This window comes from Terrabacter tumescens (assembly GCF_014646815.1).
Taxonomy (GTDB): Bacteria; Actinomycetota; Actinomycetes; order Actinomycetales; family Dermatophilaceae; genus Terrabacter; species Terrabacter tumescens.
The window spans coordinates 378949-398944 of record NZ_BMNZ01000002.1; the positions used below are offsets into that span (position 1 = coordinate 378949).

14 protein-coding genes are annotated in these 19996 nt (G+C 71.1%); 6 read left to right on the forward strand and 8 right to left on the reverse strand.

Going from position 1 to position 19996, the window contains the following annotated elements; translation table 11 throughout:
• Window positions 1-96: 96 nt before the first annotated feature.
• The 3 genes from IEY30_RS05785 to IEY30_RS05795 form a co-directional block, all read right to left on the reverse strand.
• The gene (locus IEY30_RS05785; protein WP_030198187.1) at window positions 97-2895 is read right to left on the reverse strand and encodes a glycoside hydrolase family 38 N-terminal domain-containing protein; all 2799 of its coding nucleotides are present in this window, start codon (window positions 2893-2895) and stop codon (window positions 97-99) included.
• Between the two features lie 113 nt (window positions 2896-3008).
• Window positions 3009-3398 carry a tautomerase family protein gene (locus IEY30_RS05790; RefSeq protein WP_030198189.1) on the reverse strand — a complete coding sequence of 130 codons (390 nt, stop codon included), beginning with the start codon at window positions 3396-3398 and terminating at the stop codon, window positions 3009-3011.
• Window positions 3399-3604: 206 nt separating this feature from the next.
• Window positions 3605-5326 (reverse strand): HNH endonuclease signature motif containing protein, encoded by a 1722-nt coding sequence (locus IEY30_RS05795; protein ID WP_030198191.1) that lies wholly within the window; start codon window positions 5324-5326, stop codon window positions 3605-3607.
• Window positions 5327-5477: 151 nt separating this feature from the next.
• Between IEY30_RS05795 and IEY30_RS05800 the strand changes: the two genes are divergently transcribed.
• On the forward strand, window positions 5478-6077 hold the full coding sequence (locus tag IEY30_RS05800; protein ID WP_030198193.1) for a hypothetical protein: 600 nt from the start codon (window positions 5478-5480) through the stop codon (window positions 6075-6077).
• A 92-nt stretch (window positions 6078-6169) separates the two neighbouring features.
• Here IEY30_RS05800 and IEY30_RS05805 read toward each other — a convergent pair whose 3' ends face one another.
• The 4 genes from IEY30_RS05805 to IEY30_RS05820 are packed head-to-tail and all read right to left on the reverse strand — an operon-like array spanning window position 6170 to window position 12933.
• Entirely contained in the window at window positions 6170-7390 is a 1221-nt protein-coding gene (locus IEY30_RS05805) for a Wadjet anti-phage system protein JetD domain-containing protein (protein WP_052358522.1), read from the reverse strand.
• Entirely contained in the window at window positions 7387-10755 is a 3369-nt protein-coding gene (locus tag IEY30_RS05810) for an ATP-binding protein (protein WP_030198197.1), read from the reverse strand. Before IEY30_RS05810 ends, IEY30_RS05805 begins: the two co-directional genes overlap by 4 nt.
• On the reverse strand, window positions 10748-11416 hold the full coding sequence (locus tag IEY30_RS05815; RefSeq protein WP_052358523.1) for a DUF4194 domain-containing protein: 669 nt from the start codon (window positions 11414-11416) through the stop codon (window positions 10748-10750). Before IEY30_RS05815 ends, IEY30_RS05810 begins: the two co-directional genes overlap by 8 nt.
• Entirely contained in the window at window positions 11413-12933 is a 1521-nt protein-coding gene (locus IEY30_RS05820) for a DUF3375 domain-containing protein (RefSeq protein WP_030198200.1), read from the reverse strand. The genes IEY30_RS05815 and IEY30_RS05820 overlap by 4 nt, the downstream gene beginning before the upstream one ends.
• A 186-nt stretch (window positions 12934-13119) precedes the next feature.
• On the opposite strand from IEY30_RS05820, the gene IEY30_RS05825 reads away from it, so the two are divergent.
• The gene (locus IEY30_RS05825; protein WP_156035262.1) at window positions 13120-14322 is read left to right on the forward strand and encodes a glycosyltransferase; all 1203 of its coding nucleotides are present in this window, start codon (window positions 13120-13122) and stop codon (window positions 14320-14322) included.
• 79 nt (window positions 14323-14401) lie between these two features.
• Here IEY30_RS05825 and IEY30_RS05830 read toward each other — a convergent pair whose 3' ends face one another.
• Entirely contained in the window at window positions 14402-15424 is a 1023-nt protein-coding gene (locus IEY30_RS05830; RefSeq protein WP_030198211.1) for a LacI family DNA-binding transcriptional regulator, read from the reverse strand.
• Window positions 15425-15648: 224 nt separating this feature from the next.
• On the opposite strand from IEY30_RS05830, the gene IEY30_RS05835 reads away from it, so the two are divergent.
• Genes IEY30_RS05835 through IEY30_RS05850 form a run of 4 tightly spaced genes read left to right on the forward strand, consistent with a single transcriptional unit; the run spans window position 15649 to window position 19799 of the window.
• The gene (locus IEY30_RS05835; RefSeq protein ID WP_030198216.1) at window positions 15649-16941 is read left to right on the forward strand and encodes an ABC transporter substrate-binding protein; all 1293 of its coding nucleotides are present in this window, start codon (window positions 15649-15651) and stop codon (window positions 16939-16941) included.
• A gap of 9 nt (window positions 16942-16950) precedes the next feature.
• On the forward strand, window positions 16951-17886 hold the full coding sequence (locus tag IEY30_RS05840; protein WP_030198218.1) for a carbohydrate ABC transporter permease: 936 nt from the start codon (window positions 16951-16953) through the stop codon (window positions 17884-17886).
• On the forward strand, window positions 17883-18842 hold the full coding sequence (locus IEY30_RS05845) for a carbohydrate ABC transporter permease (protein ID WP_043416714.1): 960 nt from the start codon (window positions 17883-17885) through the stop codon (window positions 18840-18842). Before IEY30_RS05840 ends, IEY30_RS05845 begins: the two co-directional genes overlap by 4 nt.
• A gap of 3 nt (window positions 18843-18845) precedes the next feature.
• The gene (locus IEY30_RS05850; RefSeq protein WP_030198224.1) at window positions 18846-19799 is read left to right on the forward strand and encodes a glycoside hydrolase family 68 protein; all 954 of its coding nucleotides are present in this window, start codon (window positions 18846-18848) and stop codon (window positions 19797-19799) included.
• Window positions 19800-19996 lie beyond the last annotated feature (197 nt).

The window sequence follows — 19996 nt, forward strand, 5'->3', positions numbered from 1 at the left end:
GCACCCCTCACCGTCGAGTGCACAGTTCCCGACGCGTCTTCGAACGGATCATGGCGTCGGGAAGTGGGCACTCGACGAGGTGGGGTGCGAGAAGTCTCAGGTCGAGACGGGTGCGCCGATCTCGACCTTCACGGTGGCGATCTGCCACGGGCGCAGCGGCAGCCGCGCGCGACCGTCCGCGACCTCGAGCTGGTCGCCCGCGTCGTCGGGCTCGATGGGCCGGCCGAAGCCGTCGACGGCGTGGCCTGCGGTCACCGGCACGGCGTCCGACCCGAACACGGCGACGGTCGGCTGGTCCGAGGTGTTGACGACCCGCACCTCGACAGCGGTTTCGGTGTCTGCGCGGCGCCGGAGCGACACGAGCTGGACGCCGGCGCCCAGCAGGGTCAGGCCCTCGACCGACGGCAGCGGCCCGCCCGCGGGACCGGCGCCGCCTGCCACGACGACGGGGTGGAGGTAGGCCTCGGTTGCCTCCGCCACCTCCGCCGCTGCCCACGAGCCCCGGTGCGGCATGACCGCGAGCGACAGGTGGCAGGGTCCGAGCGCCTGCGCCTCGGGGGTCGGCAGCTGGGGGCCGGCGGGCTCGCTGCGGTAGGGGTGCACGTTGCGGCTGAGATAGCCGATGGACCGCAGCACGGTCACGGCGATCTCGGTGCCGCCCTCGCCAGGGTCAGTGTCCACGACCTCGTACTCCACCGTGCGGCCGAGGAGGACCGCCACGCCTCCCGCGTCGACGAAGCGCTCGGCCGGGAAGGTCGGCAGCGGGTGCTCGCCCACCGGACCTGCCTCGGCGGTGCGGCCGCGCTCGACGACGGCGAGCTGGCCCTGGGCGTGCGACACCGTCGCCGGCTCGGCGGTCGGGACGTGTAGGCGCAGCCGGTGGTCGCGGGTGACGTTCTGCCAGTCGAGGCGGAGTCGGACGAAGGGCTCGCCGGCGCGCAGCTCGACGTGCATCGCCACCGTGGTGGGTTCGGTCGAGTCAGACCGCCCGGCAAGGTCGCTCGTGACGGGCAGGTCGTAGCGGCGGTCGACGCGGAGGCTCCCGACCACTGGCCCCTCGCTGCCCAGGGGCGTCACCGCCACCTGGGTCGGCTCGCTGACGAGCACGTCGTGCGCCGGTGGTGCGGAGTTGTAGGAGTCGCCGGGGTCGCCTCCGTCGACGAGCCGGCCGACTCCGCACAGGGTGACGCCGTCCGCGGTGACCGTCAGGGTGCCGTCGGCGTCGACACGGACCTGGACGAGGCCGTTGTCGAGCATGCGCTCACCCTGTCGTATGTGGTGTTGCCCGATCGCGCCCTCCGGCCCAGTCGGCGTCAGCTCGGCCACGCGGATGGCCGTCCGGCCGAGGGCTGGGGTCGGGATGACCGCGGCCAGGCGGCGTCGCGGCTCGTCGGCGGTGACGACGTCCCAGACTGCGTCGGGCCCGGACTCGGCTGCAGCAGTGCGCAGCTGGGCCTCGGCGGCAATCGCGTCGAAGTCGGGATCGCCGTGGTCGGCCAGGTGGAACGTCAGGCGGTGCTCGCTGGGGTCGAGCTCGATGCGGCTGATCTGCAGGCCGAACAGCTCGCGGTCGTGCACGCGGTGCATGAGCCGCGGCAGGTCCGCTGAGGCGACCGTCTCTCGCGCCAGCTCGACCGGTGGACGCGACACCTCCTGCGCCGGTACCAGGCGGCCCCCGGGCAGCTCGAAGCCGACCGCATCCCACTGCTCCGGCACCGGGAGGGTCAGCTCGATGACGTCGTCCCGTTGCGCGGCAAGCGGATTCGCGACGACGACGGATCCAGCCGGGCTCAACGCCTGGGCCGAGGCCAGGGCGCTGTCGCGCACGGCCTGCGCCGCGTGCTCGCCCTCCTGGAGCCGGGCCAGCACCTGGACGGCGGTCTCGTCGACGCCGCAGCCGGTCACGGAGTCGTGGCACGAGGAGTCCACGACTCGCCGCCACGCCATCGCCAAATAGTGCGCCGGCAGCGACGGCAGGTGCAGCGCCGCGAAGGGCTCGGCGTAGCGGGTCAGCAGCCGCTCGGTGCGCGCCATGGCCTCCTTGAGCTGCCACCTCACCGAGAGGACGCCGGGGAGGATGTTGGCGCGGGCGTGGCTGCGCAGCTCGCCGTCGACGACGCGCAAGGCCTCGCTCGGGTGTCGCGGCTCGGCGAGGTAGTCGGTCAGCGTCGCGACCCGGACGCGTGGGCCGTCCGGGTCGCTGTCGACCTCCGCGACCTCGGTCATCAGGGACGGGAGCGGGGCGGCGTGGTCGGTGCCGTACATCGCGAGGAAGTCCCCGGCATACCAGTGCGACTGGGTGGCGAGGCGGGCAGCGAGCCGTTCGGAGGCTGCTCCGCTGCCGAAGACGTCGGCGGCGTTGCCGTAGCTGTTGGCGAGGAACTCGGTGCGGATGCCGGTGCCGTCGGGGGAGCGCCACCAGAACTCGTGGCTGTCGACCTCGGCCGGGACGCCGCGGTAGACGACGGCCTGCTCGATGCCGACGTGCCGGAGCAGCTGCGGCATCTGCGCGCAGTGGCCGAACATGTCGGGGAGGTAGCCGATCGGCATGACCGGCCCGAGACGCGAGGCGTCGGCCCAGCCGATCTCGAGGTTGCGGATCATCGTCTCGCCCGAGCACAGGAACTCGTCCATGAGGACGCGCCACGGCCCGATCGCGAGCTGGCCGCGGGCGACGAGGGCGCGCACGGCCTCGGTCTGCTCGGGCCGCACCTCGAGGTAGTCGTCGACCGCCGCCATCTGGCCGTCCATAGTGAAACGGAAGTCCGGCTCGCGCTCGGCCCGGGCCACGACATCGTCCATGAGGTCGACGAGCCGCAGACGGAAGCGTTGGAACGGCTCGTACCACTCACGGTCCCAGTGCGTGTGAGGGACGAGCCACACCGTTGCGGTCATGGCTCACGATCATGTCAGCCGCAGTGCCCGTCGTCGTGGCGAGCGAGGGCCCGATCCGGAGCGGGTTCCGGAGCTCAGGTCGGGCTCGGGTCAGCGCCCGTGCTGAGCTCCGGTCAGAGGTCGCCCTCGAGGAACTGGGCGCGACCGAGCCCGAACGACCAGTCGGCGGGGGTGTTCTCGACGACGGAGATGACGAGGTCGGTCGGCGCGAGGCCACAGCGTGCCGCGAGCTGCTCGGCCAGCGCGGCGTAGACGGCCTTCTTCTGCTGCTCGTCGCGTCCCTGCTGGGTGATCTGGATGACGACGACGTCGTCGGTGCGCTCGAAGCCGAGCCCGGTGTCGAGGGCGATGATGCGGCCGGGACGGTGCTCGTGGATGACCTGGTAGCGGTCGCGCTCCGGCGCCGCGAAGTGCTCGACGAGGACGTCCTGGACGGTGTCGGCGAGGCGGCGGAGGTCGTCGTCGGACCGTCCTTCGATGACGTCGATGCGAACGAGAGGCATGGCAGCTCCTGGGTTGGTGGCGCGCGTGGTGGGCACGTGGAGGTCGGAACACCTTCGTACCCGACGGTCCTGCGAGCGGCTCCCGGCGTCCAGTCCCAGCGCCGAAGGGAGTGGCCAGTCCTGGCGTCCCGTCCCAGAGCCTGACCCCGGCGCCCGAGGGGCAGCGCGAAGCCCCCGCCCGAGTGGGCGGGTGCGGGGCTCGCCGGTCAGGTGTGCCAGGTGACGCCGAGAGGCGTGACCGTGGCCGTGAGCTCGCGGTCGTGGACCTCGGTGTGGTGCTTGGGGCACAACAGCGCCGCGTTGAGCAGGGAGGTGCGACCGCCGTGTCGCCAGTGGACCACGTGGTGGGCGTCGCACCAGCCGGCGGGCACCGTGCAGCCGGTCCAGCTGCAGCCCTTGTCGCGCGCGCCGAGGGCGAGCCGCTGGCCCCGGGTGAAGAGGCGCCGACGGCGGCCGACGTCGAGCGGCTCACCGTCGCTCCCCAGCACCATCGGGATGATCTCGGCGTCGCAGGCCATCCGGCGCACGACCGCCGGCGACAGCACGTCGCCCGTCAGCGTGGTGCAGCTCCCGTTGCCAGAGCCCTTCCCGGCGGAACGCTTGCGCCGGAACGCTTCGGGGATGTCGCCGTTCACGTCCGCGAGGAGGTCATCGAGTTCGATGAGGACGACGATCTTGGCCTTGTCGGTCGTGGCCACGCCGGCGGCAGAGGCGACTCCGCGCTGGACCATCTCGAGCAGTGCGTCCATGCGGCGCCGGGCCGGCGTGCGCTCGTCCGGAGCGATGGTGCGGCCCCTGTCGTCCTTCTCGGGACGCGGGATCGACAGTGGGTCGATGGCTGACTTGAGGATGGCGGCGCCCTCGGGGTCGAGCACCCCTCGAAGCCCGACCATCCCGGTGGCGTTGGGCTGGGTGAACCACAGCCCGCGTGCGTCGCGCCGGCCTCGGTCGAGGGCGTCCTCGTCGCGGGGCGGTCGCACCTGCTCGGTGTGGTGGCGCACGAGCCGGCTCAGCTCCTCGGGCCGCAGCTGCCGGGCCTGGTCGGTGAGGTCGTCGATGGCGGTGCGCAGGTCGTCCACGTCGGCGACCGGCGAGGTGCGCGTGTCGAAGTCGACGATCTGCGCGGCGTTCGCGACGGCGACCTGCTGGGTCGTGACGAGCAGCCGCAGCCGGGACCAGCGCGGGTCGGCGAGCGCGGTGCCGACGGCCACGAGGGACTTGGCCTGACCGGCTGTCAGCGAGGCGTCGTGGCTGCGCAGCCAGTCGGCGCGTGAGAGCCCGTCAGGTGCCTCGACGCCCCGGGCGACGAGTTCGGAGACGACGGTGACGAGCATGACCTCGTGGTTGCGGCGCTGGCGCGCGATGAGCTCGGCGGCCGCGGTGAGGTCGGCGCTCGCGTGCCGGTCGAGGGCATAGCCGACCAGCGCGTCCAGGGCGACCGCGTCGACCCGGTCACTCTGTCCGCACGCACCGCCGTGGACGTCACCGCAGGCGCCGACGCGTGAGCCGTCCACGTCGTCTGAACCGTGTGCGGCGTCGTGTGCGGCGTGGGCCTCCGCCTGCTCCTCGACGGCCTCGATCCAGGCGGGGTCGTCGATCATCTCGCGCCACTCCGCCTCGGTGAGCGGCCGCATGGTGTCGGGGTCGAGCGCCTCGAGCCTCTCGAGGCTCTCGACCGACCACCCCGCCCACGGACCGTGCGCCGCAGTGACCGGACGCGACTCGGGCGCGACGCGACGGGCACGCCCGCGACCCTTCCCCGCGCCTGCCCCGGCCGTGGCGCAGGACTCGTCCGCTGACGACGCCGAGGACCCGGTGAAGCGCTCCCAGAAGTCGCGCGCAGACGTGCCGCCGGTGGTGCGCTGTCGCGCCTCCAGGTCGGCGAGCCGGCTCCTCAGGAGCTCGAGCACGTCTGCGTCCTCTGCCATGCAACGACACTACGGGCGACCACCGACAGTCCCTTGATGCAGCGTTCGTAGGGCACTCCGGTGCAGAGGAGGTGCCCTGTGGAGAACGGTCACGGCGCCAACCCGAGGTCCGCTTGTCTGGCACCACCGACCGACGACGGGAGATGACGGCATGGGATTCAGCACGAGGTTCTTGGGACGACTCGACATCGAGCCACCCCTCAACCCGTCCGAGGTCGCGTGGCTCACGGCCTACGCCGAGCTCGACCGGCGACATTTCACGGACCCGTACGAGGTGCCGGTGAACCCGCGTGCCTTTCGCCTCGAGCAGGAGCGGCAGCGTGCCGAAGAGTTCCGGCAACCACCGGCCCGCTCCGGCACGTCGGGTCGCCGGGCAGTGACGAGAGATGCCTTCACGACCCTCACCCCGGGCGACGGCACGCCCTATCCACACCTCGACTGGATCCCCTGCCGGTCCGGGTGCTGCCTGATCTGGGACAGCGCGACGGAGAAGTCCCGCATGGCCGAGGCCTGGTTGACGTTCCTCATCGACCACTTCCTGCGTCCCGGCGCCATGGCCAGGCACAGCGCGAAGCCGGACTTCGCTGAGTTCACCTTCGACCACGTCCTCAACGGCGTCATCGCTGCGGAGCGCGACGACACGCGAGAGCTGTGGCTCATCCGCTGCCGAGACAACGAGATCTCGACGCAGCAGCTCGTCCCGCCGGACGTCATGCCGTGGGACGTCGTGCCGTGGGACCTTCAGCCGTGAGCCGTGAGCCGTGAGCCGTGAGCCGTGAGCCGTGAGACGTGAGCCGAGCCGTCGCCTCGAGTCGGGCGCTTGGTCGACACGCGGCAACGCTGTCAGGCCCACAGCCCGTCGACGGCGGCGACGACCCGGTCGAAGGCGACGCGCTCCTGCTCGAGCCGGACCGAGGTGCCGAGCTCGTGGTCGCGCAGCGTGCGGTAGGTCTCCGCCTCGCCCGGCGTGAGCCGCTCGAGCTCGGCGCGTGACGGGCTCGTGTCCGTCGTCCACTGGCTCTCGTGCGCGGTGAGGGTCTCGAGATCCATCAGGACGCTCCGCACGTGCGGCAGCAGGCTGCGAAGCCGATCGAGGATGACAAACCCGTGCGTGTCGAGGTCACCCCAGTAGACGATGTCGCAGTCCCGCAGCCAGGGGAGGCGCCCGAGCCGCAGCACGTCGAAGCCCGCCCCGAAGAAGGCGACGGCGTCAGTCGCCGGCGGCAGCGCCAAGTAGGTGATCTCGTTCTCAACGACGAGGACCCGTCGCGCCGCCGGCTCGAGCCGTGCCAGCTCGTCGACCCGCACGACGGCGTCGGTGAATCCGCCCACGATCGGAGCGCCGTCGAGCGACCGCACGCGCGTCATGGGCGGTTTGTCGCTGAAGCCGTATCGTCGTGCGAAGTCCTTTCCCGCAGAACGGGTCTCGTCGGCGACGCCGGGCGCCAGCGCGTCGAGCAGCTCTGCCAGCAGTGCCCGATGGCTCTCGATGAACTTCGTGTCGACGCGGGGCACGTCGATCTCGCGGAGGTATGCCGCGGTCCCCACCTTGTCGCGCAGCCACAGCGCCGTCGCTGTCACCTCGCGCCAGCGGTCTGCGTGCGCCAGGACGCGCAGGGGATGCTCAGCCACCCAGGTGGCGATGGACGGGTCGGCAACGCGCGACACGGCATACGCGCTCGTGAAGGCAGCGACGTCCGAGGTCACGTGGAGCAGGCGCCACGCCTGCTCCGGCTCGTCGACCCAGACGGCGACGGGCACGGCGTTGGCGCCAACGAGGCGCCCGCCGACGGTGCGCGTCTCGAGGCGGAAGGCCGCCCGTCGCTCCGGGCCGGCATCGCGGTGGAGCTGCGTGGCCCAGTCCTGCACGGCTCCGAAGTCGGTCGCCATCTCGCGCGAGGTCGGTGCCCTGAGCGGGACCCGGATCGGCTCCCAGCCCTCACCACCGACGAGGACCGAGAGCAGCTCTCCGCGGTCCCATCGTCGGCGCAGCGCCACGCGGACGTCGGCGACGGTCGACCAGCGTCGTGCCGCTGGCCCACTGCGTGCGGAGGCTGCCGTCATGGCGCATCGACCCCCCGGCGGAGCAGCGCCGCGCCCGCTCGCTGCTGCTGGTACTCCTCGATCGTCAGGTTGTGCAGCCGCGACGAGCGTCCGCTCGGGTTGTCGACGAAGCCGACGCGTTGCACGAAAGGCTCGATCGTGTGGACCTTCTGCAGCGGCGTCACGACGAGCAGCTGGAGCCCGAGCCGGGCGAAGAGCCTCAGCGCGAAGCGGGTCGACTCGTCGGACCCCCGCCCGAAGGCCTCGTCGATGACGGCGAACCGGAAGGTGCGCGCCGACCCGCCGGGCGAGTCGAGCCGGAACTGGTAGGCGAGCGAGGCAGCGAGGATGGTGTAGGCGAGCTTCTCCTTCTGCCCGCCCGACTTGCCGTCGGAGTCGGCGTAGGTCTCGTGCTCCTGGTCGGTCTCGCGCCACCGCTCGGAGGCGTTGAAGACGAACCAGTTGCGCACGTCGGTGACGCGCAGGGTCCACTGCCGGTCGTGCTCGGTCATCCCCTCGCGGCCCTTGAACCGGGCGATGAGGGCTCGGACCTGCTCGAACTTGTCCTCGGAGTAGAGGTCGTCGTCGCCGCCGAGCAGCGCACCCTCGGTGCAGGTGCGCAGCTGGGTGCGGAACTCGCGGATCTCGGTCATCGGGGTCGGCACCGCGTCGAGGCGGATGAAACGGCCCGGGTTGTAGTCGATGTCGCGGAGCGAGGTGTTGATCGTCGTGATGCGCTCGGTGATCTGCCCGGCCTGCTGCGTCAGGCGGGTCTGGAAGCCGGCGATCTCGCGGATGGTGTTCTGGTTGAGGAAGCGCTTGAAGTCGGCTTCGAAGCGAGGCAGGTCGTCACGGGCGACGCGGTCGCGGAACTCGCGGTACTCGGCTGCCGCCTCGATGCTCGCATCGAGGTCGGTGGTCTCGGCCGGGTGGTCGCGACGGAAGGCGTCCATGGCGCGCTCGGTGCGTGAGGTGGTCAGGCGTAGCCGGTTGGAGACCGCTTCGCTGCGGGTGATCAGCTCGCCGCGCAGGGACTCGACAACCTCGTGCACGGCGTCGAGTCGCTCGACCCTCCGGGCCCGCAGGGCAGAGGCCGCGCCCTCGACCGCCGGCAGCTCCTCGGCGCTGACCTGCTCGAGGACCTGCGTGCTGCGCCCGCGCTGGGCCTCGAGCTCGCGCCGGCGCCCCTCGAGGGCCCCGATGGCGCGGTCGTGCTCGCTGCGCCGGTGCTCGGCCGCGGCCAGCTCGGAGTCGATGAGCTGCAGCCTGCCGTCGATCTCTGCCAGCTCGCGCGAGGCCTCGATGAGCTGCGCCAGCTCGCGCTCGACCTGCTCGAGGGCGAGGGCCGAGGCCCACCAGTCGACGTCGCGGACGTCGTCGACGACGAGCGCCCGGGTCAGGGCGTCCCGGCGGTAGGTCAGGTCTCGCAGGGCGGCGTCGGTGTGGCGGATCGCGTCGTCGACGGCGCGCAGCTGGTCCTGCACCCGGGTGCCGCGCGCGAGGAGGGCGTCCTGCTTGGCCTTGTTGTCCCAGCCGAGGACGTAGCCGGACCGGTCGTCGACGGCTCGACGGTCGTCCTTCTCGTGGCGGTCGCCCGCCTTGACCTGGCCGCGCACCGTCACCGCGCGGCTCGCGCGTCGCAGGTCCTCGGTGCTCTCGACGCACTCGTGCGCGGCGCGTGCGCCGAGCTCGGCAGCGAGCCACGCCGCATACGGGCCCTGCTTGAGGTCGAGCTTCGCGGCGAGCGTGCCGCGGACCGGGTCGCTGGGCTGGTGGCGGTCGCCGAGGCGGACGCGGTGGTAGACGAGGCGGGTGCCGAGGTGGTGGCTGTCGACCCAGCCGGCGACCCGGGCGTAGTCGTCGTCGGCGACGATGAGGGACAGGGCGAAGCCGCGCAGCACGCGCTCGGCCGCGCCTCGCCAGCGCTCCTCCTCGGGCCGGATGTCGACGAGCTCGCCGACGAACGGGACGCGGCCCTCGTCGACACCGGCCTCGCGGCAGAGGCGGTCGCGCAGCGCCAGCAGGTCCCGCGGGATGCTCGACCGGCGCTCGCGGAGGCTGACCAGCTCGTCGCGGATCTCGTCGGACTCGGCGCGCAACCGGTGCTGCTGCACGGCGTGCGCGGTGCGTTCGGCGTCGAGCCTCGCCCTCTCGTCGTCGACGGTCGCGTGGGCGGCCAATGCCTCGCCACGCACGCGGGCGAACTCCTCGGGCGCGGCCAGGGGCTCGAGCCCGGCTGCGCGGAGGTCGTCGTCCCACTCGCGGTGACGTCGGCGACGAGCGTCCCGGTCGGAGGTATGCCGTGTCCGGGCCTCCTCGAGGGCCCCGACCCTGCCGCCGGCGTGACCGGCTCGGGCGTCGCGCAGGCCCTGCTGCTCCTGCCGTAGCGACTCGATGGCCGTCAGGGCCCGCTCGTGGGCCTGCCGCTCGGTCGTGAGGTCGGCGTCGTTGCCGGCCAGCTCGGTCGCGAGCAGCTCGAGCGTGACGGTCGCCGCGGCATACCTCAGCGCCTGTTGGGCGCTCGTGGCCTCGTCGAGCTCGGCGCGCAGGCGGTCGACCTCGTCGAGGCCGGCGACGATCGGGGTGAGGGTCTCGAGCTGGGTGCGCGCCTTGGTCACGGCGTCGTGGGCGGCCGTGAGGTCCTCGAAGTGGTCGATGAGCTTGCGCACGTCGGCGGCGGCATCGAACGGCTCGAGCATGTGGGCGCGCACGAAGTCGGTGAGGTTGCCGACGGACTTCATCGACACGGTCTGGTGGAAGAGCTCCATCGCCTGGCTGGACGGGATGCCGAGGGCTCGGCGGTAAGCACGCTCGTAGTCGGTGAACGTCGTGTGCGGCGTGATGCCCGACGAGCGGAGGCGCTTCTTCAGGGCCGTGATGTCGGAGCCGAAGTCGCTGAGGTCGGCGGCGACCCCGAGCTCGCGGTCGGCCACGACGTAGAAGCGGTGGGGCTGGCCCGCGTGGTCGTCGGGGCTCCAGAAGACCTGGGCCAAGGTGACGGAGGACCCGAGCCGCTCGTTGCGGAAGACGGCGAGGATGGCCGAGTGGCTCGTGTGGTCGCGGAGCCCGACGGGACGCGAGGCCCCCGTGGTCTCGTTGCGCTCGGACTTCCAGTAGCCGAGGACGTAGGAGCGGAGGCTGCGCTCGCGGGTGTCGGCGCCGGCGGCCTTGTTGTAGGAGATGCGGTTGGCGGGGAGCAGGAGGGTCGTGATGGCGTCGACGAGAGTGGACTTGCCCGAACCGATGTCGCCGGTCAGCAGGGAGGTGTGGCCGTCGAGGTCGAAGCGCCAGACCGAGCGGTCGAAGGTGCCCCAGCCGAGGACCTCGACGTGGGCGAGGCGGTAGCCGGCGGCGCCGAGCAGGCCGTCGAGGGGCAGCTCATCCATCGGTGGGCTCCTCGTCGTCAGTGGGTGCGTCGGGGCGAGCGTCGACGGGCTGGTCGGCAGGTGCCACGGAGGCGAGGTACTCGCGGAGGCGAGCGTCGAACTCGGCGAGCCACTGCGCGTCGACGTAGGCCTTGAGGATGCGGCGCACCTCGTAGGTGCGCTCCTGCCCGCTGACCTGGCGCAGGAAGCCGAGGGCCACGACCTTGGTGAGCAGGGCGTCGACGTCGCTGGTGAGCCGCACCTCGTTGGTGCTCTGGGGCAGGTGGACCCGGAGCAGCTCGGCGACCTGGTCGCGGGTGAGGATGAGCCGCGGGTCGCTGCTGCTGGCGTCGAACTCGGCGAGCCGCTTGCGCAGCAGGGCGAGCAGCAGGCTGACGGGGAAGGACAGGCGGTGGCGTGGCACGAGGCGCGGGATGTCGAGCTCGTCGTAGTCCATCTGCCGCAGGTGTGCGTAGCCCTCGGCCTCGTCGACGATGAGGTCGAGGCCCATCACCGCCATGTGGTCGCGCACCCGGGCCTGCTGGCGCCGGAGCAGGGCCCAGAGGGCGGCGTTGTCGGCCTGGTAGACGACGCCGCGCAGGAGCGGCACGACCACGCGGGAGAGGTCGAGCACGTCGTCGGTGAGCGAGGGGGCGGACGCGGCGTCGGAGATCGGGGTCATGACGACCTTCCGGGGTGGGCATCGTCGGAGGCGGGGTCGTGCGCACCGGCCGCGCCGGTCACGCCAGCCGCGCCGCGCACGCCGTCGCCACCGTGGCGGACGTAGAGGACGGTGGGCAGGTCGGCCAGCCGCGTGGTGCCGTCGTCGGCGGTCCACGACACCTGCTGACGGGAGTCGTCGTCGAACACGATGTCGATGCCGTCGGCACCGATCGCGAGCCACGCCATCAGCTCGGCCAGTCCGTGCTCGGGAGGATGCTCCTCGACGAGCTCGCCGAGGCTGACCTGCGACCGGTCGCGCAGCATGGCCCGGACCTGGCTGATCAGGCGCTGCTGGTCCACGTGGTCAACCGTGAAGAGGGCTGTCGTCTCGGCCCGCTCCTCGGCGGCCTCGACAGTGCTGTCGATCCGGGCCTCGGCCGGGGGCGCATAGAGCGGCCGCTCGAAGGGGAGGGCGATCTCGGGACGGATCGCGTCGAGCTGCATCGTCAGCTCGGGGCGGGCGTCGCGCAGCGCCACCGACGTGCCCTCGATACCGCGGAGCAGCTCGACGACGCGGCGGTTCTCGAGCCAGACGGAGTCGTCGAGGAAGCGGCGCAGCTGGTCGGACAGCGTGCGCACCGTGGACTGGGTGCGGTCGGCCGCGAGCAGCCAGTCGCGGTCGATGCGGCGGACGCGGTCGTCGGCGACGATCGACTCGAGGTGGTGGACCTCGTCGAGCAGCTGTCCGAGCTCCTCCTGCCGCTCGGCGGACAGGAGGAAGTCGTAGAAGGCCTGGAAGCTGCGCCCCTGGTCGGAGTCGGCGATGGCGTTGCGGTCACCGAGCAGCTGGTCGAGCAGGGCTCCCTTGGACCCGTCCCAGCCGGCGATGGTCTCGCGCATCTGGCGGTCGAGGGCGCGGAACTTGACCTCGACCTCGCGGAAATCCGAGAGCAGCTCGCGCGCGGTGGCGGCGAACTGCTGGTAGCGGTCGCGCTGCGCCGTCGGGTCGAGCACGTCGATCTGGCCGGACTCGGCTCGCGCGATCTCGGCGTCGAGCCGGTCGCGCTCGGCGCGCAGGTGCTCGAGCCGGTGCTCGGGGTCGGTGTCGCTGCCGCGGGCGATCTGCCGGAGCAGCCCGACGAGGGTGTGCAGGCGCGACTCGGTGCCGACGAACGCACGGTCCTGCAGGCTCGCGACCCAAGCGACGGCCTTCTCGAGCGCGGGGGTCGCATCGACGTGCGGCTCGTCGCTGCCCTCGACGTAGTGCAGCCGCAGCCAGCCGGCGTCGGCGCCGGCCCAGTCAGTGACGTAGGCCGCGGCGCTCTTGGGGTAGGCGCCCTCGCCGAGCTGCTCGCGCAGGGCGTAGAGCTCGTCGTCGAGCTGGCTGACCAGATCGGCCCGGGAGATGACGCGGACGTTGTCGTCGACGAAGACACGACCGAGGAAGCCGATGACGAGCGCGGCGTTGTCGGCGCGCAGCAGGCGCCAGGCCGGGTGCCGCTCACGCAGCAGGCTGAGCTCGTCGTGCGACACCATGGCGGCCCCTTTCTGATGCGGGCGAGCATAGGCGCTGCCGGTGACGCCGTTGCTTGTTCCGCGGTGGCCGGTGGTCGATGGCCACCAGCCGTTCGGTCAAGGTCGTCGCGTCGCACTGAACTCCCGTCCCTTGAGGGGTGCTGGCGTTTCGCCTCGGGGCCGCAGGGACGGTGGGATCGTGGATGGATGAGGGTGCTCTTCGCGGCGCTGCCCGCTCATGGACACACCTATCCGCTCGTGCCGCTCGCGATGGCGTTCCAGGGTCAGGGCGCGGACGTGCTCTTCGCGACGGGTTCGCAGTTCGAGGGGCGGCTGCCGGTGTCGACCGTGCTCGGTGCTGATCCCGGCTGGCGGTTCGCGGACGCGCATGCCGAGGCCTTCGCGAAGGTGCCTCCGGGTCGGCCGCCGACCGACGACTTCGCCCGGGTGCTCTTCGTCGACGTCGCGGCGCCGCACCTCGTCGAGCCGACGTGCGCGGTGGCCGAGCGGTGGCGCCCGGACCTCGTCGTCGTCGAGCAGACCGACGTGGCCGGCGTCGTCGCCGCGCGGCGGATCGGGGCGCCGACGGCGGTCTTCAGCGTCGTCGGGTGGGGGCCGCGCTGGGACGGCGTGTATGCCGCGGCGCTGGAGCGGTGGGGCGCCGAGCTGCGCGGCACGGACGGCTCACCGGTCAGCTCGGTCGGCGAGGCGGCGGACGTCTATCTCGAAGCGCACCCGGAGTTCCTGCGCGTGGCTGGGGAGGGCTCGGACGACGCGGCGTTCGGCTCGCACCCGCCCTTCCCGACGCTCGAGCTCGCGCCGCACGCGTGGTCGGAGCCCGGTCCGCCGGTGCCGGACTGGCTGACGAGAGAGCGGCGCCCGGATGATGCGCCGCGCGTCCTGCTGACGCTCGGGACGATCTTCGGCAACAGCGAGAAGCTGCTCGCGATCGCGGACGAGGTGGTGGCCGCCGGCTGCGAGGTGCTCGTCGTCACCGGCCGGCCGGTGTCGGCTGACGAGGTCGGTCACGAGCACCCCTCGGTGCACGTCGAGTCGTTCATCGACCAGGTGTCAGTGCTGGCTCACGTCGACCTCGTCGTCCACCACGGTGGTTCCGGCACGGTGCTCGGCGCCGTCCAGCACGGTCTGCCTCAGGTTGTCGTGCCGCAGGGCGCCGACCAGTTCTGGAACGGCAACCGCCTCGTCGAGCAGGGCGCGGCGCGCGTCGTCCTGCCCGGCGCAGCTGCCGGCAGCGTCCGTGACGCGGTCACCGCTCTCCTCGATCCTGCCGCGCCGGAACGGGCTGCGGCACAACGACTTCGGTCGCAACTGGACCAACTGCCTCACCCCGACGAGGTGGCGGCCGACCTCATGCGTCGCTGGGCGCCCGCCGCCCGGGCAGGCGACTGACGCCCGGCCCTCACCCGTCGGACGTGGGTGAGGGCAGCCACGAAGGACGAACCGCAGGTGCCCGACGGGGCAGGTGTGATCAGGCGAGCGGGCGGATGGAGCCGCGCACCTGGAGCGGCATCTCCACCAGGTGCTCGCCCGGGGACTCCTCGGGCCGCAGCAGCAGCTCGAGGGCCTGCCGCCCCATCTGCTCGTAGGGCAGCCGCGCGGTCGTCAGCGCGGGCCGCATGTAGGAGGCGATCTCGTCGTCGTCGAACGAGGCGATGGACACGTCGTCGGGCACCCGCAGGCCCCGCTCCGTCATCGCCTGCTGGGCGCCGAACGAGACACGGTCGTTGAGGCAGAGGAGCGCCGTGACGGGAGCGTCGGACTCGAGGACCCGTTTCGTGGCGTCGTAGCCGTTCCACGGCTCCCAGAACTCGATGTCCTCGACAGCGACTGGGGTCACGCCGGATTCGTCGAGGGCACGTTGGATCCCCTTGAACCGGCGGTTGATCGTGACCGAGACCCGCGGATCCGACCGGGCGACAGGGGCATTGCCGATGACGGCTAGCCCCGCGGCATGGCCCGCGTCGAGGAGCTGGCGGGTGACGGCATACCCGGCCTGCTCCTCGTCGGGGAGGACCGCGACGGGCACTTCGGGGTTGACGCAGTTGACGGTGACCGCGCGCATGCCGGCGGGCAGTGGCGGGAGGTCGACGAGCCGAGCCGAGAGGGCGCCGAAGATGAGGCCGTCGACCTGGCGGTCGACCATGGCCTCCATCGCCTTGCGCAGCTGCTTGGGGTGCTTGAAGGTCTCGGCGATGAGGACGCCCCGGTCCTGCTCGTCGGCGGCGTCGAGCAGCCCGCGGATCATGGGTGAGGCGAAGCGGGTGACTGTGACGTCGTCGGAGATGAAGCCGACGGTCCCGGTGGTGCCGAGTCGAAGCGACCGGGCCTGCGCGTTGGGCCGGTAGTCCAGCTCGCGCGCGGCCTCGTGGATGCGGGCGACGGCGTCGTCGGACAGCCGGGAGCCGGGGCGGTTGTTGAGCACGAGGCTCACCGCGGTCTTGGACATGCCCGCTCGCGCGGCGACGTCGGCGAGCGTCGGTCGCTTGTTCACTGTGATCGGTCCCTTCGCGTCGCGTCGTCGCGACAGTGCGTATGCCGTGTGGCCCCTGCCCGCGGCACCCGGCGTCAGCCTACCCCACGGTAGCCAGGCTGATTCCGCATCACCGCTGGTGAAAAGGATTTAGCAACCCCTTGCGCGACCGGCTGCCGAGGCCCTACCGTCTCGTGCTGAAAGGTTTTAGCACTGGCGCTGACCTTCCCACCACGGAGGACCCGATGAAGCTCACCACCACCAAGCGCGTCGCCGTCGGCCTGCTCGCCGCGGCGCTGCCCCTCTCGATGGCCGCCTGCACCAAGGGCGGCAGCTCCAGCTCCGGCGGCGCCGGTGGCGAGCTGACGATGTGGACGCACAACGCCGGCAACAAGGCCGAGCTCGCGGCGATCACGAACATCGTGAACGACTACAACAAGAGCCAGACCAAGTACAAGGTCAAGATCCAGGCCTTCCCGCAGGACTCCTACAACCAGTCCGTCGTCGCGGCAGCGGCGTCCAAGAAGCTCCCCTGCATCCTCGACATCGACGGCCCCAACGTGCCGAACTGGGCCTGGGCCGGCTACCTCGCGCCGCTCGACGGGCTCGACGCCGCCCTCTCGAAGTACCTGCCGACGGTCCTCGGCAAGTGGGACAACAAGACGTACTCCTACGGCTACTACGACGTCGCGCTCGTCATGGTCACGCGCAAGACGATCCTCGACAAGTACGGCATCCGCGTCCCGACCGTCGACCAGCCGTGGACCAAGGACGAGTTCACCGCGGCCCTGAAGAAGATCAAGGCCTCCGGCGACTTCGCGAACCCGCTCGACATCGCGACGAGCTTCACCGGCGAGTGGTGGCCCTACGCGTACTCCCCGATGCTCCAGAGCTTCGGCGGCGACCTCATCAACCGCGACGGCTACAAGACCGCGGAGGGCTCGCTCAACGGGCCCAAGGCCGTCGAGTGGGCGACATGGTTCCGCAGCCTCGTCACCGACGGGCTCGTCCCGCTCAAGTCCGGCGCCGACCCGGCCAAGGACTTCATCAACGGCAAGTCCGCGATCCTCTACAACGGCACGTGGACGGCCGTCGACACCCGCAAGGCCTTCGGCAAGGACACGCTCTTCCTCCCGCCGCCGGACCTGGGCAACGGCCCGAAGATCGGTGGCGGCTCGTGGCAGTGGGGCATCTCGCAGAACTGCTCCGACCAGGCCGGTGCCCTCGACTACATGAAGTTCGCCGCGCAGGACAAGTACGTCGCGAGCGTCGCCCGCGACACGAACAACATCCCGGCCACCGACGCCGCCGCGGCCCAGGTCAAGGGCTACGAGAAGGGCGGGGAGAACCAGGTCTTCCTCGACTACGCGAAGAAGTTCGCGGTGCTGCGCCCCGTGACGCCCGGCTACCCCTTCATCGCGACGGAGTTCACGAAGACGGCGCAGGACATCCTCAACGGCGCGGACCCCAAGACGGCGCTCGACCAGGCCGTCAAGGACATCGACGCCAACCAGAAGTCCAACGGCTACTTCCAGTGAGTGACTGACATGACGACCATCACTGCGGCCGAGAACGCCTCGGCGGTCACCGGGCGCAAGCGGGAGCCCGTCAAGGGCTCCCGCTCGTCGACCACGACGGCGCTGCTCATGCTCCTGCCGGCGGGGATCCTGCTCATCACGTTCCTGCTCATCCCGATCGGGCTGACGTTCGGGCTCGCGTTCACCAACGCGCGCCTCATCAGCCCGCGGCCGGCGGAGTTCATCGGCGTCGACAACTTCGTGCGCCTCTTCGCGGACGACACGTTCTGGGCGTCGCTGCGCAACACGATCATCTTCGCGGCGGTCATCGTGCCGGTGCAGTCGGCGTGCGCGCTCGGCCTGGCCCTGCTCGTCAACGTCAAGATGCGCGGGACGAACTTCTTCCGCACCGTCTACTTCCTGCCGGTCGTCACCTCGATGGTCGTCGTGTCGATGCTGTGGCTGTTCATGTACCAGAAGAACGGGCTCATCAACCAGGTGCTGCTGAAGTTCGGCATCGACGGGCCGGACTGGCTCGGCGACCCGCACACGGCGCTGCTCGCGATTATCCTCATGTCGGCGTGGCAGGCGATGGGCTTCCACATGGTCATCTGGCTCTCGGGGCTGCAGACGATCCCGGGCGAGCTCTACGAGGCGGCCGAGCTCGACGGCGCCGGCAACTGGGAGAAGTTCCGCTACGTCACGTGGCCGGGGCTGCGGGCGACGCGGACGTTCATCCTCATCACCATCACGATCTCGGCGTTCGCCCTCTTCACCCAGGTCAACATCATGACCCAGGGCGGTCCGCTCGACTCGACGTCGACGGTCGTGCTCATGGCGGTGCGCACGGGCTTCCAGCAGCAGCAGACCGGCTACGCCTCGGCGATCAGCCTCGTCTTCTTCGTGCTCGTGCTCGCCGTCACCCTCGTCAACCGCTACGTCACCCGAGACAAGGACGCCCGATGAGCACCGCGACCGCACCCGTCGGACCCGGCGTCGGCTCCGACCACCTCGCCCACGTCGCCGACCCGACCACGGCGGCACCGCGCCGCGGCGAGTCCGGGCGACACGGCATACGCAAGCCTCTCGGCGTGCTCGCCCGCATCGTGCTGTGCCTCGTCTTCGGGCTGCCGCTGCTGTTCATGTTCGTCAGCAGCTTCAAGCCCGACCTGCAGATCTTCGGCGACCTCGGCAGCTGGAAGGCGTTCCTGCCCGTCGGTGACATCTCGACCGACAACTACACGGGCGTCTTCGGGCGAGTTCCCTTCGCGCAGTTCATGACCAACTCGGTCATCATCACCGTGGTCACCGTGGTGCTGGGGATCGTCGTCAACTCGATGGCGGCGTTTGCCCTGTCGCGCATCGGGTTCCGGGGTGCAGGGGCGGTGCTCGGCATCATCCTCGCGACGCTCATCGTGCCGTTCGAGACGCTCGCACTGCCGCTGCTGTGGTGGTCCAACAAGCTGCCGTTCCTCGGGCCGGACGGCTTCACCGAGGGCTGGCTCGACACCTACCAGGTGCAGATCGTGCCGTTCATCGCGAACGCCTTCTCGATCTTCCTCTTCTACCAGTACTTCGACTCCATCCCGAAGGAGCTCGACGAGGCGGCGAAGGTCGACGGCGCGGGCTGGTGGCGGATCTACCGCAACATCGTCATGCCGCTCTCGGGGCCGGCGGTCGCGACGGTCGCGATCCTGACCTTCCTGCCGATGTGGAACCAGTACCTCTGGCCGCTCATGGCGGTGCAGACCGAGGAGCTGCGGCCGGTCATGGTCGGCATCGACTACTTCAAGCAGCTCAACACCTCGTGGGGGCAGATCATGGCGTACGCGTCGATGATCACCGCGCCCGTGCTCATCCTGTTCGTCGCCTTCCAGCGATCGTTCATCAACTCCATCGCCTCCTCCGGCGTGAAAGGCTGACCCGTGTTCAAGCTCCCCGAGGCGTGGGTGTGGGACTTCTGGACCGTCGACGACGGCGAGCAGTACCACCTGTTCTTCCTCTACGCGTCGCGCGCGCTGCGCGACCCCCATGCCCGTCACTACCGGGCCTCGGTCGGGCACGCGGTCTCGCGTGACCTGGTCAAGTGGGAACGGGTCGTCGACGCGCTCGTGCGCTCGGACGCGCCGGCCTTCGACGACTGCGCGACGTGGACCGGGTCGGTCGTGCGGCACCCGGACGGGCGGTGGTTCATGTTCTACACGGGGGCCTCGCTCAACGACGCGGGCGCGAACGTGCAGTCCATCGGGTATGCCGTGTCCTCTGACCTCTACGTGTGGGACAAGGCGCCGGGGCCGGTGCTGTCAGCCGACCCGCGGTGGTACGAGACGTTCGCCGACGGGAACTGGCACGACGAGGCGTTCCGCGACCCGTGGGTGCTGGAGGACCCGGACGGGGACGGCTGGCACATGCTCATCACGGCGCGCGCCAACCACGGCGACGTCGTCGACCGTGGCGTCGTCGGGCACGCGTGGTCTGCCGACCTGGAGACGTGGGAGCTGCGCGAGCCGCTGTCGTCACCGGGCCAGGGCTTCGGGCAGCTCGAGGTGCTCCAGCCGTTCGTCGTCGAGGGGCGTCAGGTGCTGCTCTTCAACTGCCTCGTCGGGGACATGCCGGAGGCTGCTCGGGCCAAGGGGGTGACAGGTGGGGTGTGGATCGCGGACGCGAAGTCGCCGCTCGGGCCCTACGACATCGCCGGCGCCCAGGTGATCGACGACCCGTCGCTCTACGTGGGCAAGTTCGTCACCGAGCGCGACACGGGCGACACGAAGCTGCTCGCGTTCGTGCACGACCGTGACGGCGCCTTCATCGGCGAGATCACCGACCCGTACGCCGTCACCTGGGACGGCGACCGCCTAGTCCTCGCGCCTGCTCCTTGACGGACACAGTACGCGCCAACCACGTCGCTAGACTCACGGCTAGTCTTCGCAAGCGACACCACTGCGGTCGAGGCCGTGTCGGTAACCGGGGTCACCTCGCCCACGAGACGGGCCTCTACCAGGTGTCGGGTGGCCCGTCCGACGAACTGCGCGAGCTCGAGTGCCCGTCGCTGTATGCGTGCGTCGTGGCCGGATAG